Source organism: Aquibacillus saliphilus, assembly GCF_020404745.1.
Lineage (GTDB): Bacteria > Bacillota > Bacilli > Bacillales > Amphibacillaceae > Aquibacillus > Aquibacillus saliphilus.
On record NZ_JAIZAP010000010.1, the window covers coordinates 46,508 to 62,842 of the forward strand.

The following is a 16,335-nucleotide window of genomic DNA, read 5'->3' on the forward strand; positions in this document are numbered from 1 at the left end:
TCCCCATTTACTCATAATGAATCGCCTCTTTGATGGAAATTCGAGATGCAGCCTGACTTGGTAACCAGGAAGCGAGCAGAGTAAATAGAATTCCACCTAGGGTGGCAAGGACCAAACTGACCCATGGAATGATAAAGTCTAGTAAACCTTGATTATCAGCAGAAATAGAGTTTAAGTAGATGACCAGAATTCCATATATAGTCCCTACTACTACCCCTGCAATACCAATGAATAGTCCTTCCGCAATAATCATAAGTCTCAATTGTCCTTTTGTAAACCCAAGCGCACGCATTGTTCCTATTTCCTTTACTCGCTCCATCGTGTTCATGAATAACGTATTGCTAATTCCAATGGAAGCAATTCCGATAATGAGAAGCAGTAATACTTGGAATAAATCATCAATCCCAGTTACACCACTGGTGTTTTTTTCAACCGTTATGGGTAACGTATTTACACTCGAAACGCTTGCGTCGTAATTTCCCCATATCTCCTCTACAATTACTGGAATGCTTTCTTCATTTTGGGCATCAATCACCACTTGATAACTCCATGGCCAGTCCATCATTTCCTGTATCGTGTTTTCTTCGGCAAAGGCAACGTAATTCGAATAATGGGAAGTGAACACACGTCCTTTAATGAATACGTCCTGCACTCCAGCAGGTAGATGGAGTGTCCATATTTCTCCTACTTCCACTCCAGCTTCCTTTAAAGCACGATCCCCTATATAAATTTCCGGATAGCCACTATGGTTCGTTGTTTCCTCCTTCACTATAAACTGCTGTGGAGCCTCTTCAGAGAAAGACATGATGGAAAACTCCCTAAGCTCCTCATCCTCACCATTGGAATACCAAGTGACGTTTGGTACTTCATATGCAGGATAGACGTTTTCCACATTAGGAAATTGTTGCAGCGACTCTAACTCTTCCTTCGACCATGGAGTTTCTTTTTCAAAATGAATTTCTCCACCGAATGTCGCGTGAATATCTTCTTCTATCCCTTGAGGTAAAGACTGCAAAGCCGCACTAATGAATAAAGCTAAACTCACCCCGATGGCAAGCATGGCTGCCGTATTGGCGTTTCTTCCTGAAAATTGTTTCATGGAATGAAGTGCCTGTTTCCCTGAAAAGCCAAATAATAGTGATAGAAAGGGACTGATTATCAATTGCAGTAACCGCATCCAGAACGGCAATAAAAGTACAAGTCCGACAAATAAGAAGAGAAATGCCCACACATTATCGATTAAACCAATCAAGGTAAAAATGATACCCAGTAAGATTCGCGAAAGTTTTAAGTGATTAGAACGAATTGAAGAATCTTTCTCTAACATCGCCTGTAAAATCGGAATCTTTCCTGCCTGATATACTGGAAGCCCTGCAGCAACAAATGGGAAAAGCAATCCGACGATGATTGAAATAAGGACCGGTCCTACGAGCACCGCATCATACTCAATATTTTGCGTGGCAATTGCAGTAATTAAAATTTCCTGAATCGCATCACCTAGCCAGACCCCAAGGCTGACACCGAGAACTGTTCCAATCAGGGCAAGGATACTAATTTCCTGAACGAGCAGCCGAACGACATGGCCTCCTGTGTAGCCTAGACTTTTCATAATTCCAATCTCTCGGTTTCTTTCTACAATGCTTGTGTGAATCATGTTAAAAGTGATAAACGCACTGATGAAGACAGCTAAGATGGCAATAAGATCAAAGACATAATAAATACTAGCCACATCGTTGTTTTGCTGATTATCCACTACTACGGGTTGAATGAATAAAGAAGAATCCTCCAACTTGGCTTGATAAGAGTCGAGAAATTCTTTGGGGGCGATATCCTCTCTTACACTAAACCGATAATTTGAAATTTGATTATCAAGTCCACTCCCCGATTGAAGAGTTTTCAAAGGAAGCATAACTCGGAAGTTTTGGTTTAAAGCATCTTTAATTGTCCTCGGGCTATTTAACATCGGTCCTTCATATACGATTGCTGTAATTTTTAAAGTTTCAATCCCTTCGAAAGTGACAGTATCTCCTACTTCTTTTCCCCAAAGATTTGCTGCATTTTCTGTTATGATTAAACCTTCCTCAGTCACGTCGCCATCTTTTACAGGTAACGTAATGATATCCGATTGAAAGTCTGAAACACCTGTAAATCGTACCGCACGCTGGGATAGGGTGTCGGTTTCCATATCAACAAACCCTTGTTTAATTAGAGAAGTAATTCCTGTATCCACTTCCACCGCTTGCTTCAGCCAAACAATATCGGATTCATGAAAAAATCCATCACTACTTTGAATCCAAAAGTCAGCTTCTCCTGCATATAACTCCTCTTGCTCATTCATAAGGTTGGAAATGGTATATTTTGCAATGAGCATACTCGTCATGACGGTGACACCTAGAGTGAGTGCAACCAGGGTGAAGAGAAAGCGTTTCTTATGACGCGTGAGATTACGCCATGAAACGAGCCAGGAACCTAGCATAGTCTTCATCCTCCCTCTTCACTTCGGCTTCAATCACTCCATCTTTAAATAAAATAATCCGATCCGCATATCCTGCGGCAAACATATCATGCGTCACCATCACTATCGTTTGTTTCTGTTCATAGTGGAATTTTGCGAGTAAATCCAAAATATCACCACTACGCTTCCGATCTAAATTCCCAGTCGGCTCATCAGCCAGTAGGATCGACGGCTGATGAATGAGAGACCGGGCAATGGCTACCCGCTGCTGCTGACCACCGCTCAACTCATGAGGAAAGCGATTCTCGTATCCTTTTAATTCGACAGCATTAAGTAATTCATCTACATCTCCGGGAGAAGCTTTCTTCCCATCGGCATGCAGCGGAAATATAATATTTTCATATACTGTCAACGTTGGGAGTAGTTGATAATTTTGAAAAACAAATCCCATTTCTTTACGCCGCAATAAGGTGCGATTTTTTTCCGATTGGGATGTGAGTTCTTTACCGTTTATTTGAATCGATCCGGAAGTTGGGGTATCCAGACCTCCCAATAGGTGCAGGAGTGTTGTTTTTCCAGAGCCGCTTGGTCCCATGATACAAACAAATTCCCCCGCTTTAATCGAGAGGTCCACCCCTTTTAAAACAGGCACAACTTCCTTTCCTGTTTTGTAATCTTTAGTTAAACTGACCACGTTAATCATGCAATTCACCTCATTCTTTTAATAGGAAAATGGTATAAGACCAGGAATAGATAAAATCAACAATAAAGACGATTCCCCAAATCATGGAGATTCCGTAAATCACTTCATTTGGATAAGGTGTTTCAAGATGATCTTCAGTGCCAAGCCATGATAGATCGGTAATATAATACATTGCTTGAGTAAGGCTATCCACCCCATAACCCCAAAAAATCGTTTGTAATACAACGAATATGAGCAGATGAAGCATGGCACTATAACGATTGACTTTAGCGATATGTTTCGGATCTTTTTGCCTTATCATTATCCTTCTGTCTTTCTCGGTAAGTAAATCAACGCCGCGCCAATCGCCAACTTTCTTCTTCATCCAGCGGTCAAGTTTATTAAAATCATTAATCCCAAATGTACAAGCATAAACAATGAAAATCATAATAACAATTTGGAAAGGAGAGATTTCTCCAGTTTCCCGATAAATCACGAGGGCAAGTGCAGCTTCTAAAATGAGCAGAACTAAGAAGAAGATCAAGAAAATGAAGCTCATTTTTCTTTTGTTGAATATATACCTAACAACACCAAATAGTATTAATGAGAGAAATGAAAGTACTTCCGCAAGTATAAAAATTTCCCATTGGAAATCTAATAAAAATTTCATTCGCTTTCCACCTTTTATATATACTGAGTAACTATATACTTAGTATATAGTTACTCAGTATATATATCAATAGAATTGTTTAGAAAATTGTTATTTTTTACCTCTGGGGTGTTGATCCTACACTTAATGCCATGGGGTCAGTTTAATGCGATAAGTTAAAGTTATGGTTTTGTACTAAAAATCATACTTCTATCTATTATTGCTAGATTAGATAAAGGGCATTGCTAGCTACTTGCTAGCAATGCCCTTTAGTAAGATTATGCACGTAACCACTTTATAATTTCTTTTGGAGAAGCATTCTTGCCATACATTAATATTCCAACTTTAAATATCTTACCTGCTAGTTTCATAAATAACCAAGCGCTAATAGTTAAAATAGCTAAAGCAATGATAATTTCAACCCAAGGCCATTCTTCCAATAAGGAAAGGCGTAGAATGAGCACTCCTGGTGTTGTAAATGGTATATAGGTGCCGATTTGTGCCATAAGTCCACTTGGGTCACCAAATACTGGCCCGATAAATATAAAGGGAGCAAATGGTAGCATCATAATTAGACCTTGGAAGTTACCAGCGGTACTAATATCTGCCATCGTAGCACCGACTCCTACAAATAGTGCAGCAAAGAGTAAATATCCCAACAAAGCTATAATTATTAGAATCGCTAGTTCTGGAACAAATAAATACTCTATGAATGGAATATCGATGCGCCAACTAATAACCGGGAGTACTAAAACAATAGAAACGACGGTCTGAATGATTCCTAAAGCAAAATAGCCAACTATTTTTCCTTTCATTAATTCTGCAGGTGTTAGTGAAGATAGGATAATTTCAGCAATTTTATTTTTCTTTTCATCAGATGCGCTTTGGAAAATCGCCATTCCTGTAAAAACAATGGAAAGCATAATGAATCCGGCAAAGGCTCCTGGTACCATCCGTTCTAGTTCTTTTGTTGTCATGCCACCACTAGATTCTTCAGATGAGGATTCTTCAGATGTTGGTTCGATGAAGGTAATACCTTTAGTAATCATTTCTAGTTCATCTGTAGACACACCCAGTTGCTCCATTTGCACAGCTTGAATGGGTGTTGCTAATAGTTGAACTTGATTAATAAAAAAGGAATCTATTTCATCACTCATATAAACAGGAACTACTCCCTCATTGAGTGCTCGCTCGTCAATGAATAGATATGCCGTATCTTCTTTTTCTATTAGTTCGGTTTCTACATCTGACTCTTTACTATCGGTCGCTTCTAAATTCCAATTAAGCTCACTTTGGTCTACCATCATCTCTAATTCTGTATACACATCTAACTGATCATTAACCAGTACATTCGTAGGTATTGCTTCTTCATCGTCACTAAAAAAACTAGGTACTACCATAAATAAGATAAAAATTACGGGTGTTGAAAATAATCCAATTAGAAAGGTCTTATTTTTAATATTACGTTTAATTTCCCACTTCGCTACTTTCAGGGTATTACGCATTTGATTCACCTACTTTCTCCATTCCACTTTTACCTGTTGCAATGTCAATGAAAATTTCATGTAGGGTAATTCGATCAATGATTAATTCATTTATTATTAATTGTTCTGGTAGATGTTTTATCCATGTGGCTGGGTTCACATTATTGGTTAAGTATAAAATCGATGTATTCCCATCTTGTTCCACTCGCTGTACTTCTGGGAGCCGCTCTAGGATGCTTTTTTCATTTTCCCCTCGGATGGTGCATTTGAAGTTGGCATATTCCGTTTTAACTTCATCCATCGTTCCATAAATAACTTTTTTCCCTTTGTTTATCATGAATAATCGATCAGCTAACTCTTCTACTAAATTCATTTGATGAGAGGATAATAGAATAGCGGTTCCATTTTCGGCTAATTTACGAATTTCCTCTTTGAAGATATTTTGACTAACTGGATCAAGGCCTGAGAATGGCTCATCCAGAATAAGGAATTCGGGTTCATGAATAATGGAAGCTATAAATTGTACTTTTTGCCCCATCCCTTTTGAAAGTTCTTCAACAGATACGTTTTCCTTTCCTTCTAAGTCAAATTTTTTCAAGTAATCTAATGCTCGTTCTTTCGCTTTCTTAAGTGGATAACTTTTTAGTTCTGCAAGGTACAATAAAATATCCATTACTTTTACATTCTTGTATAATCCACGCTCTTCAGGCAGGTAGCCGATTTTGTTTCGTGGGATATCACGGTAGTTGTGAAATGTAATGGATCCCACGTCTGGATACATAATGCCCATAATAGTACGTATTGTTGTTGATTTTCCAGCACCATTAGGGCCTAATATCGCCATGATTTCCCCCTTTTTAACTTCAAAGGAAATATTCTGAAGAACTCTTGTTTCTTTAAATGACTTGCCCAAACCTTCTATGGTAAGCATTGTTTCCATCGAACACTCAACCTCTCTTATTCTTTAGATTAAGGTATAAACTACTTCTTTTACGTTATAGTAGGAAAAAGGTTTCAGAAATGATAAAAAATTCGACATTTTCTGTGAAACCTTATAGCTGACCATTACTGCGCAACAAACTGTTAGGAACACATTATTTTTCTAGAGATGCCAGAACAAATGTCCACGCGATGTGCCTGGCATTTTTTTATTATTTAAGCCACGTTTGTCCCCTGCAAGGCTAACCATATCCTCATGTTCCAACCAATTTCACCCGACATAGACACCGAACACTACCTCCGGAGCGATTATCTAATGGAGAGACAACTAAAGGAGGATGAATTAATGGAACGTTGTACAATCACGGTTCAGCAAGTGGCAGAATATTTAGGAGTACACACGGATACGATCTACGATTTAGTTCGCGCGGGGAGCCTACCGCATATCCGGTTCGGACGAAAAATTCTATTTTCCAAGGAAGGCATTGATGGATGGGTTCGTGATCAAGCAAGTGCATCGGTAAGGAGAGGGGACGTGGAGTGAGGGTGAACTATATAAGAGAGTTAACTGCTTTTAAAGAATGGATGTCCTTCCATGAGATTCCGCCTAATGCGGCGCTATTATGGCACACGTTAATGTTAGTGAACAATACGGCAAGATGGATGGAATCCTTTAATGCCCCCAATTGTATCATCGAAAACCTATCCGGATTGTCTAGCCAACGAGTATCTGAATCGAGAAAAATACTGATGGAGAACCAATTGATCAGCTACCAACCAGGCGTAAAAGGAAAGGCACCAACCTATCAAATGAAGTCACTCGTTTCCTATTTTGCACAGTTGTCACCAGCTGCACCCGGGTCAATCGAGGTGCCAATTCACGACTCATTCCAGGGGCAATATCAGGACTCATTCCAGGGACCATCCCCGGTGCCATTTCGTAACAAAACCCGGGACATATATAAAGAAAAAGAAATAGATAAACAAAACAGAGGAGGAAGAAAAACGCCAAATGCTTACACCGTCTATCAACAAAATTTTGGCATCCTAAAACCAATTGTACAAGAATCGTTTCTTGCGTGGTGTCGTGATTTAGGGGATGAGCTAGTCATTGAAGGGATCACGCTTGCCGTCCAAAAAGGTGGAAGGACCTACAGTTATCTCGAATTTATTTTAAAAGAATGGGTCCAAGCAGGCGTCACTACCTTGGAACAAGCAAAGAACTATGAAGCCCAGAAAAAGCGGTCCCAATCGACACGGTTTCTTGTCCAACATAAAAGCAAGAATAAGGCAGTGTTAGATGAATTCAGAAGGGAAATGCAGTCATGAATCATCATCAGGCATTAGATATTCTAGATACCATTGCCGAGCTTTATCCGAAGTATCTGTTAACGAAACGAAAAGTGGAAATTCTTTTACCACAGTTAAAGCGAATGGACTACGACCAAGTGCTGGAGAAGCTGTCTGTCTATGCGGCAGAGTATCCGTATCCACCGACGCTTGCTGAAATTGCTGCCTATCCCCCTGCACCGAACACCTATCTAAAGCAAATGCAGCAATGGGAAAAAGAAGCGGCAAAGGTACCCCAGGAGACGAAGCGCCAGTTCAAACAGCAACTCGAGATATTTTTTAAGGGGTGTGGAGTCAATGAATCTTGTTAATTACGAAGCAGAAGCCTCGGTATTAGGCTCCGTTTTATTGGAAGGTAGTCTGTTTCAGAAGTTAACGGTCACGGAAAAGCAGTTTGACTCCAATCAGCACAAGCTCATTTTTCGGGCGATGAAACAAGCAGCGGACCTTGAGCAAACGATTGATCTAGTGACGGTGACCACGAATCTAAAAGACGCGATTACTCAAGTGGGTGGAACGACTTATCTGTTAGACCTTACAGAGTCTGTACCTAGCACCCAAAGCCTGCTTCATTACGAGCGACTGATGTTCGAAGCTTATCGCCACCGCAAATCTCGTGAATTAGCCATCCGTTATGCCGAAAACCCTAGTGATAAAAAGTTAGAACAACTGATTGTCTACCTGCAAACGTGCCAGGAGCTAGGCCTGGATAAACAAGAAACCGATAACTTCGATTGTCTAAAAGAAATTACCAACATGATCTTTGCAGGCGAAAGTGCATGTGCTGGCTTGCCAACCTCTTATACTGATTTTGATCAGATGACTGGTGGCTTACAACCAGGTGAATTAATTATCATTGCCGCTCGTCCATCCGTTGGTAAAACAGCTTTTGCCTTAAATCTAGCAGCAGGGCATTGCCGAAATCTCGGCATGAGTTCGTTTTTTAGCTTAGAGATGGGAAAAAAACAACTGCTGCAGCGATTAATTTCCGCCGAGGGAAATATCCATAGTCAAAAGTGGCGCAGCTTACTATTCAATGAACAGGACTACGCGATTGCAGCACGAGCGGTTGGTGAAATTTCAGACTGGAAGCTGAGGGTTCAAGAGCATAACCGGACCATCAGCGATATCCGCGCGAGTTTAAGAAAAACGGTTCATGATCACCCAGATGAAAAGCACCTAGCGATTATCGACTATTTACAGCTAGTGACACCATCCAGCCATAGGCAACGACGTGATCTAGAAATAGGAGAAATAACAAGGGAGTTAAAACTATTAGCGATAGAATTAACTATCCCAATCGTGTTACTGTCGCAATTATCTAGGAGTGTCGAGCAGCGCCAGGATAAGCGACCGCTCATGTCTGATTTGAGAGAATCAGGAAACATTGAACAGGATGCTGACGTGATTGCCTTTCTTTACCGAGATGATTATTACCACCGGGAAGTAGAAAGAACGGACCTGGTGGAGGTTATTCTAGCAAAACAACGGAATGGTCCAACCGGTATCGTGGAGCTTGCCTTTTTTAAGGAATTTGGTAGCTTCCAAAATTTGAAAAAGAAGGAGAAGAGGGAAAGATATGAAGGAGCCTAACATGATCGTTGATAGTAATAGTTTGGTGAACGAGAGGATAGATTCACAAGTGGACGCTAAGGAGCAGGAAACCTTGGTGCAAGTCCCGGCATCGCTAGATATAACAGCGGTGAAACGAGTGATTGATGCTGACACGATCGAAGTGTATCTAAACGGAAACACGGTTGATGTGCGGCTGCTGTTAATCGATGCACCCGAGACCACCCACCCCGATATTCCAGACGAGCCCTTCGGTGCCGAAGCTGTCGCTAGGGCGAGACAGATACTGACAGGAAAACACGTCCAGTTGGAATACGACGGCCCGCGATATGATGCCTATGGTAGATTGCTAGCTTACGTATGGATCGATGGGATGATGTTAAATGAGCTGTTGCTCGAAGAAGGATTAGCCCATGTCGCTTATATCTATCATCCGCCTTATAAATATTATGACAGGTATGTGAAGGCACAAATGAGGGCTAGGGATGGGTGGAAGGGGATATGGGGGAGAGATGGTTTGAGATCTGGTATGTTCTAAAAAAGCATTTTGAAAAGGACGAGGATGAGATAGACTTAAAAAGTGCCTGTACTTCCCGTTTTAGAGAATCAAAACCCATTAGGTCCGTAAATCTGTTTCACCTCCTCAAGTTTTGCTTGAACAAAAGGGGCAAAAATTGTATCAATCAATACGCGTTTAAGGATTTTACGCTCGTTCTTCAATTCATTTCCTTTACAAGAAGAAACATATAAAGTCTAGTTCAATGGGGAACATTTCTTTATTGAAGGAAAGACGTTTTACCTAGATTAATATAGATTTTGTTAACCTTGCGTAAAGTGAGTAAAAGATAGAGGAATAGTCTGTATTTAGTTTACAAATTAGACAATATTATTTCAAAAATTTGTAAAATTTACTTGCTAGTTCAATTATACAAATATATAATTACGTTGGGAATAATTTGCTGGAAAATATTTGATATTAAGGAATTTATAGGAGATTACCATCTGGTTCCTCCACATGTGAATCCACAAATAATATTGTTTAATATCATACTACATTTAAATAAAAGGATGTGAAAAAATAACTAGTCTTTTAGACTTAAGATTGATTAGATAATGTGAAAATCATGTGTGTGAAGCAGCATCTATGAACCTTTGTATTTTGAAGTGCGAATATATGAGAAACAAACAGCAAATTTCCCAGAAGATCAAATTTATGCATTAAAAAGTACAATGGGTCTTGTAATGGCATTTGCCATATTTTAACGAGATAATCTACAAACGAGCTAAGCCCACATGAATTAAATCTAAGAGGAGTAAAAATATGAAAAGTAGACAAAAGAGGAAAATAAGTATTGTCACAATACTTGCTTTGTTACTAAGTTTTTTATCACCAGTTGCTAGTGTTCACGCTCAAAGTGAAAGCGCTGTAACTACAGATTTAATTATCTCTGAATATATTGAGGGTTCAAGTTTTAATAAAGCAATAGAGTTATATAACGGGACAGGTGCAGAACTAGATCTAACTGGTTATTCACTTGAATTATATAACAATAATGGAAGCGTAAACATTGGTACTACAACTGCTTCTAGAACATTGGATTTAAATGGTAAAGTATTAAATGGTGACGTTTATGTCATTAGTCATCCAGATGCTCATGCTGATATGCTTAAAGAAGCTGACATAAAGGATAATTCAGTCATTAACTTTAATGGAAATGACCAAGTTGTTCTGATGAAAAATGGACAAGTTGTTGATTCTATAGGACAAGTTGGATCAGTTGATGCTGTTTTAGCTGACACAACTCTTGTTAGGAATAACGATGTGACATCAGGTGATACAAATACTTCTGATGAATTTGATAGAAACAAGGAATGGACTCACAAAGGTAATAACGTATTTACTGAGCTTGGAAAGCATGAATTCGGAATTACCGATGATTCTAGCGAACCGACTCCAGAACCTACTGCGATTTCAGTTGAAGATGCACGCACATTAGGTGAAAATAATACTGTAACAATTGAAGGTATCGCAACAACTGAAGCGGGACTTTGGGGTAGTGAAACATTCTATATGCAAGATGAGAGTGCTGGTATGTATGTCTATAACAGCCCTCAACATGTGAAATCTGGTGATAAAGTAAAAATTACTGGTGAATTATTATTATATAACGGTGAATTAGAAATCAAACCAACGAATCTTGTAATCGTTTCCAGTGGAAACCAACTTCCTACACCACAGTCTGTAAAAGTTGTGGATGATACGACGCAAGGTGAATTACTCAAGCTTGAAAAAGTAACAATCGATTCAATGACAGAAGATAGCTATGGGACTGCTACTTTCCTTGCTAAGTTTGAAGATGGCGAATCCGTTCGAGTAATTCATGATAACCGTACAGGTTCGACACATGATGATTTAATTAAGGAGTACAAAGAAGGCGATTTAGTCCATATTATTGGACTAGGTTCTATTGATGATAAAGGATATAATCTTAAAACAACTGGTCTTGACAGCTATGATTTAGTAAACAAGCCAGCTGTATATTCAACAACTGGAGAAGGTGTTGTATCTACAGGAAAGAAGATTGAACTAAAATCGGGTACTGAAGGTGCTGAAATCCATTACACAACTAATGGTTCAACTCCAACCATTGAAAGTGCGAAATATAATGAACCTATTGCGCTTGAAATGGGAGAAACAACCATTAAAGCTATAGCTGTGAAAGATGATCAAAAAAGCGAAGTGTTTAGCTTCACTTATAAGATCCTAGATACAGCGGGTGTTGCAATTCATGATATTCAAGGTAAAACACATGTTTCAGATTATAACGGCGCTTCTGTTCAAGGAGTTACAGGTGTTGTAACTCATAAATTTAGTGCTAGTAGGTTTGTTATGCAAGATGTTATAACTGCTGACGATGACAAAGCAACATCAGAAGCAATTGAAGTATCAAAATCGTCTCACGGTGTTGATGTTGGTGATATAGTAACTGTTGACGGAAAAGTTGATGAAGTTGGTAGTGGAGTTAACCTATCTAAAACAACGATTGCTGCAACTGCAGTAACGAAAACAGGAACTGATGAACTGCCTGCACCACTTGAGGTAGGTAAGGATATTATTCCTCCAAACAAGATTATTGATAATGACAGTATGACATCTTTTGATCCTGAAGAAGATGGTATTGATTTCTGGGAATCTGTGGAATTTATGAGAGTTGTATTACCAAGTCCAGTTGTTGTTGGACCTCCATATTCAAGTGATATTCCAGTTGTTGTTGAAAGTACTACTAACAACAACTTTAACGTTGCTGGTGGTTTGAATATCGCAGCAGACGATTATAACCCTGAAAAAATCATGTTGAATAACGTTGGATCCGATTTCCGTTCGGGTGATAAGTTTAACGGGAATGTTGAAGGTATCATCACTTATGCAAGTGCAGGTTATCAAGTTGAAACTGATAAGACAAAATTACCTACAATTATACAATCAGATTTTAAAGCAGAAGTAACAAATATTAATCCAACAGAAGAGAAGTTAACAATTGCATCTTACAACATTGAAAACTTCTCAACTAATACAGCTAATACACCAGATGAAAAAGTTGAAAGAATTGCTAATTCATTTGTGGATAATATGAAATCACCAGATATCATTACGCTTGTTGAGGTTCAAGATAATGATGGTCAGGTTGACTCTGGGAATGAAGATGCATCGAAAAGCTATCAACGACTAATAGAAGCAATTAAGGTTGCAGGTGGTCCAACTTATAAGTGGACTGATGTTGCCCCTGTAAACAACACAAATGGTGGTGCTCCTGGAGGAAATATCCGTGTTGGTTATATCTATAATCCAGAACGTGTAACATTGGTTGAAGGCACTCAAGGTGAAGCTACCCAGGCAAACGCATGGACTGACAAAGGCAACTTAGTACTAAATCCTGGTGTTATTAACCCAAATGAATTTTCTGGCACACGTAAACCAATTGCAGCAGAATTCGAATTTCAAGGTGAACGTGTAGTAGTTATTGGAACGCACTTAAATTCTAAAGGTGGAGATCAATCTCTTTGGGGTTCAAACCAACCACCTCAATTAGGATCTGAAGAAGAACGCAAAGAATTAGCTAAAGAAATCAATGCATTTATTAAAGCTGGACTTACAAAGAACCCTGACTTAAACGTTCTTGTTGCAGGGGATATGAATGATTTTGAATTTACACCAGTATTAGATGTAATTAAAGGCGACGAGTTAACAAACATGGTTGACCTTGTACCTGAAGAAGATCGCTTCTCTTACTTCTATGCAGGTAACAACCAAGTGTTAGACCACGTATTAGTTACGAATAAATTAGTGGATAATACGGTTGTAGATATGGTTCATATCAATGCGAACTTCACAGAAGATCAAGGACAAGCATCTGACCATGATCCGTTAATAGTTCAACTAGACTTAGTTAAGAAAGATAATGACTTAACAATTATGCATACAAACGATACACACTCAGCAGTAGAAAACATTCCAAACACTTTAACTGCTGTGAAAAATATTAGAGAAGAACAACCTAATGCATTACTTCTTCATGCAGGGGATGCATTAACAGGGACATTATACTTTAATGAATTCCAAGGTGAAGCGGACCTAGCGATGCTAAACCTATTAGGGTTTGATGCAATGACATTTGGTAACCATGAATTTGACTTAGGTTCTTCAGAAGAAGGTCATCAAGCATTGGTTAATTTTATTAAAGGCGCTAACTTTCCATTTGTAAGTGCGAACGTTGATTTCTCAAATGATACTAAATTTGATGGAATTACTAACGAAACTATTACTTCTGAAGCTACGAGTGGTGAAATTTACAACGGAATCATTAAAGAGGTAAATGGTGAGAAAGTTGGTATCTTCGGTTTAACAACTGAGGAAACAGCTAATATTTCAAGCCCAGGTTCTGTTGAGTTTGAAAACTATCTAGAAGAAGCTAGAAAAACTATAGAATTACTTGAAGAAGAGGGTGTAAATCGTATTGTTGCACTGACACATATTGGTTATGACGACAATGCTGCAATTGACAACGATTTAACTCTAGCTAAAAAGGTTGAGGGTATTGATATTATTGTAGGTGGTCACAGCCATACAGAACTTAAAGAACCAGTAGTTGTTAATGATGATGCAACACCTACTGTTATCGTTCAAACCGGTAATTCAAACAGCAATCTAGGTGTATTAAATGTTGAGTTTGACGATCAAGGTGTTGTAAAATCCCAAAATGGGGAACTCATTAAAATTGACACTAAAGTTATTAATGCTGATCCTGAAGCAGTAAAAGTATTAGAGCCTTTTAAAACAGAGATAAAATCTGTTTCTGAACAGGAATTTGGGGTAACTACTCCAATTAAATTAGAATCACCTCGTTCAAACAATGATCCTGAAATGCCAAGTGTCCGCAAGAATGAAACCATTTTAGGTAACTTGATTACAGATGGAATGCTTGCAAAAGCAAGAACGTTTACAGGTAAGAATGTTATCATGGCTTTACAGAACGGTGGTGGTATCCGTGCATCCATCGAAGAAGGACCAATCACTGTTGGTGAAGTAATGACGGTTCTTCCATTTGGTAACACTCTTGCAACGATGGAAGTGACAGGTGCAGAATTAAAAACAGCATTTGAAATTTCTTTAAGTCAATATCCATCAGAAAATGGCGGATTCTTACATGTCGCTGGTGGTAAGGTAGTCTATGATGCTACTAAACCGGCTAATGAACGCATTGTTTCCGTATCATATTTAAATGAAAATGGAGAGTATGAAGAGGTACAAAATGATGAAATGTACACAATTACAACAAATGCCTTTACTGCAAAAGGTGGGGATGGTTATACTGTCTTTGAAAAAGCTTATGCAGAAGGACGTGTAACTGACTTAGGTCTTTCAGATTGGGAAAACTTCCGTGAGCATTTAGTGAACATTGGATCTGAAGGAATTCCAATTGAAACTGAAGGGCGAATTATTGATGTAACTCAACAACCAGGAGAAACGCCAGGTGAAACACCGGGAGAAACGCCAGGTGAAACACCAGAAGAAACACCGGGTGAAACACCAGAAGAAACACCAGGTCAAGAACCAGGTGAATCAGATGGAGCAAAAGAAGTTAAGCCAACTGTTATTAAAAAAGGTAATAAGTATGTACTTGCTGAAGATAATTTTAAAAATCTTGCTGAAAATGCAGTTGTTGAATTTGAAATGGATAATAAAATAAATGCAACATTATCACTAACTAAAGCACAAATTCAGGCTTTAAAGGATGCAAATGCAACTATTCTTCTAAGCAATGGAAAGGTAGATTTACACATTCCTTCTTCTATCCTACCATTAGCAAAAAATGTAGATATTCAAATGAAGAAGATGCAGGCAAATGGTTCACTTGCTGCTTATGACTTTACAATTAAAGGTGACGGTAAAGTATATCATGAGTTCAGTGATAAAGTTAAAATTACATTCAAGGTCGATCCAAAACAAATTGAAAATCCTGAGAATGTAAAAGTTTATTATTGGAATGAAAAGGAAGAAAAGTGGGAGCTTATTGGCGGAGAGTATCAGAATGGTGTAATCTCAGCTTATACTGATCACTTCAGTACGTTTGGTGTATTCGAGATTAAACCAGATTCTAATAATACTCCAACTCAAGTTGAACTTCCCAACACAGCAACAAATAGCTTTAACATGTTGCTCGTTGGATTAATACTAGTATTAGCTGGTGGTCTTTTATTCTTTGTGAGAAGAAGATCTACTAGAACAAACTAATAGTTAGTAGTATTCATTGAGAGTAATCTTATTAATATATTACTTGGTTATCAGTTGAATGACTGCGGATTTATAGGGGTATCACTTAAACGTTATAAGTTTGAAAGAAAAAAGGCGTGTCCACAAATTAGGACGCGTCTTTTTTCTTGTATTGATAGATTTATAGCTTCACAAGGTATCAAGAATCTAGACAACGGAAGGTAAGAAATTAGAAAATTTAACATTATTGTTTTCAGCAAAAAGATGAGGAAAACAATTCAAGCAAAAGTACTAAAGAAATAATAGATAGACAATAGTTCAAGTTTACAGGGAGTGTAAGATAAACTGTGTAAGTAAGAGAGCGTACGGCTCTTACTTCGCAGTTTATTTTTTATTTGGTAAAATAAAAATATATAAATTGGGAGGTTTTTC

11 protein-coding genes are annotated in these 16,335 nt (G+C 38.5%); 6 read left to right on the top strand and 5 right to left on the bottom strand.

What is annotated here, in order from left to right:
• Positions 1-7: 7 nt before the first annotated feature.
• The 5 genes from LD272_RS11585 to LD272_RS11605 form a co-directional block, all read right to left on the bottom strand.
• Positions 8-2,476 carry an ABC transporter permease gene (locus LD272_RS11585; protein WP_226036769.1) on the bottom strand — a complete coding sequence of 823 codons (2,469 nt, stop codon included), beginning with the start codon at positions 2,474-2,476 and terminating at the stop codon, positions 8-10.
• The gene (locus LD272_RS11590) at positions 2,445-3,158 is read right to left on the bottom strand and encodes an ABC transporter ATP-binding protein (RefSeq protein ID WP_226036770.1); all 714 of its coding nucleotides are present in this window, start codon (positions 3,156-3,158) and stop codon (positions 2,445-2,447) included. Before LD272_RS11590 ends, LD272_RS11585 begins: the two co-directional genes overlap by 32 nt.
• Before the next feature lie 10 nt (positions 3,159-3,168).
• Entirely contained in the window at positions 3,169-3,807 is a 639-nt protein-coding gene (locus tag LD272_RS11595) for a hypothetical protein (protein ID WP_226036771.1), read from the bottom strand.
• 257 nt (positions 3,808-4,064) lie between these two features.
• Positions 4,065-5,291, bottom strand: a complete 1,227-nt coding sequence (locus LD272_RS11600) for an ABC transporter permease (protein ID WP_226036891.1) — start codon at positions 5,289-5,291, stop codon at positions 4,065-4,067.
• Complete coding sequence (locus LD272_RS11605; RefSeq protein WP_226036772.1) at positions 5,284-6,210, bottom strand: ABC transporter ATP-binding protein; 927 nt, start codon at positions 6,208-6,210, stop codon at positions 5,284-5,286. Before LD272_RS11605 ends, LD272_RS11600 begins: the two co-directional genes overlap by 8 nt.
• A 345-nt stretch (positions 6,211-6,555) precedes the next feature.
• Here LD272_RS11605 and LD272_RS11610 point away from each other — a divergent pair, with 345 nt between their 5' ends.
• The 6 genes from LD272_RS11610 to LD272_RS11635 all read left to right on the top strand — a co-directional run bounded on the left by LD272_RS11610 (position 6,556) and on the right by LD272_RS11635 (position 15,924).
• The gene (locus LD272_RS11610; protein WP_226036773.1) at positions 6,556-6,753 is read left to right on the top strand and encodes a helix-turn-helix domain-containing protein; all 198 of its coding nucleotides are present in this window, start codon (positions 6,556-6,558) and stop codon (positions 6,751-6,753) included.
• Positions 6,750-7,538: a DnaD domain-containing protein gene (locus tag LD272_RS11615; protein ID WP_226036774.1), complete on the top strand. Its 789-nt coding sequence runs from the start codon at positions 6,750-6,752 to the stop codon at positions 7,536-7,538. The genes LD272_RS11610 and LD272_RS11615 overlap by 4 nt, the downstream gene beginning before the upstream one ends.
• The gene (locus LD272_RS11620; protein WP_226036775.1) at positions 7,535-7,870 is read left to right on the top strand and encodes a replicative helicase loader/inhibitor; all 336 of its coding nucleotides are present in this window, start codon (positions 7,535-7,537) and stop codon (positions 7,868-7,870) included. The genes LD272_RS11615 and LD272_RS11620 overlap by 4 nt, the downstream gene beginning before the upstream one ends.
• The gene (gene dnaB / locus LD272_RS11625) at positions 7,857-9,152 is read left to right on the top strand and encodes a replicative DNA helicase (protein WP_226036776.1); all 1,296 of its coding nucleotides are present in this window, start codon (positions 7,857-7,859) and stop codon (positions 9,150-9,152) included. Before LD272_RS11620 ends, dnaB begins: the two co-directional genes overlap by 14 nt.
• Positions 9,139-9,669: a thermonuclease family protein gene (locus LD272_RS11630; RefSeq protein WP_226036777.1), complete on the top strand. Its 531-nt coding sequence runs from the start codon at positions 9,139-9,141 to the stop codon at positions 9,667-9,669. Before dnaB ends, LD272_RS11630 begins: the two co-directional genes overlap by 14 nt.
• A 783-nt stretch (positions 9,670-10,452) precedes the next feature.
• A complete protein-coding gene (locus LD272_RS11635) occupies positions 10,453-15,924 on the top strand; it encodes a 5'-nucleotidase C-terminal domain-containing protein (RefSeq protein WP_226036778.1) in 5,472 nt (1,823 codons plus the stop codon).
• Positions 15,925-16,335 lie beyond the last annotated feature (411 nt).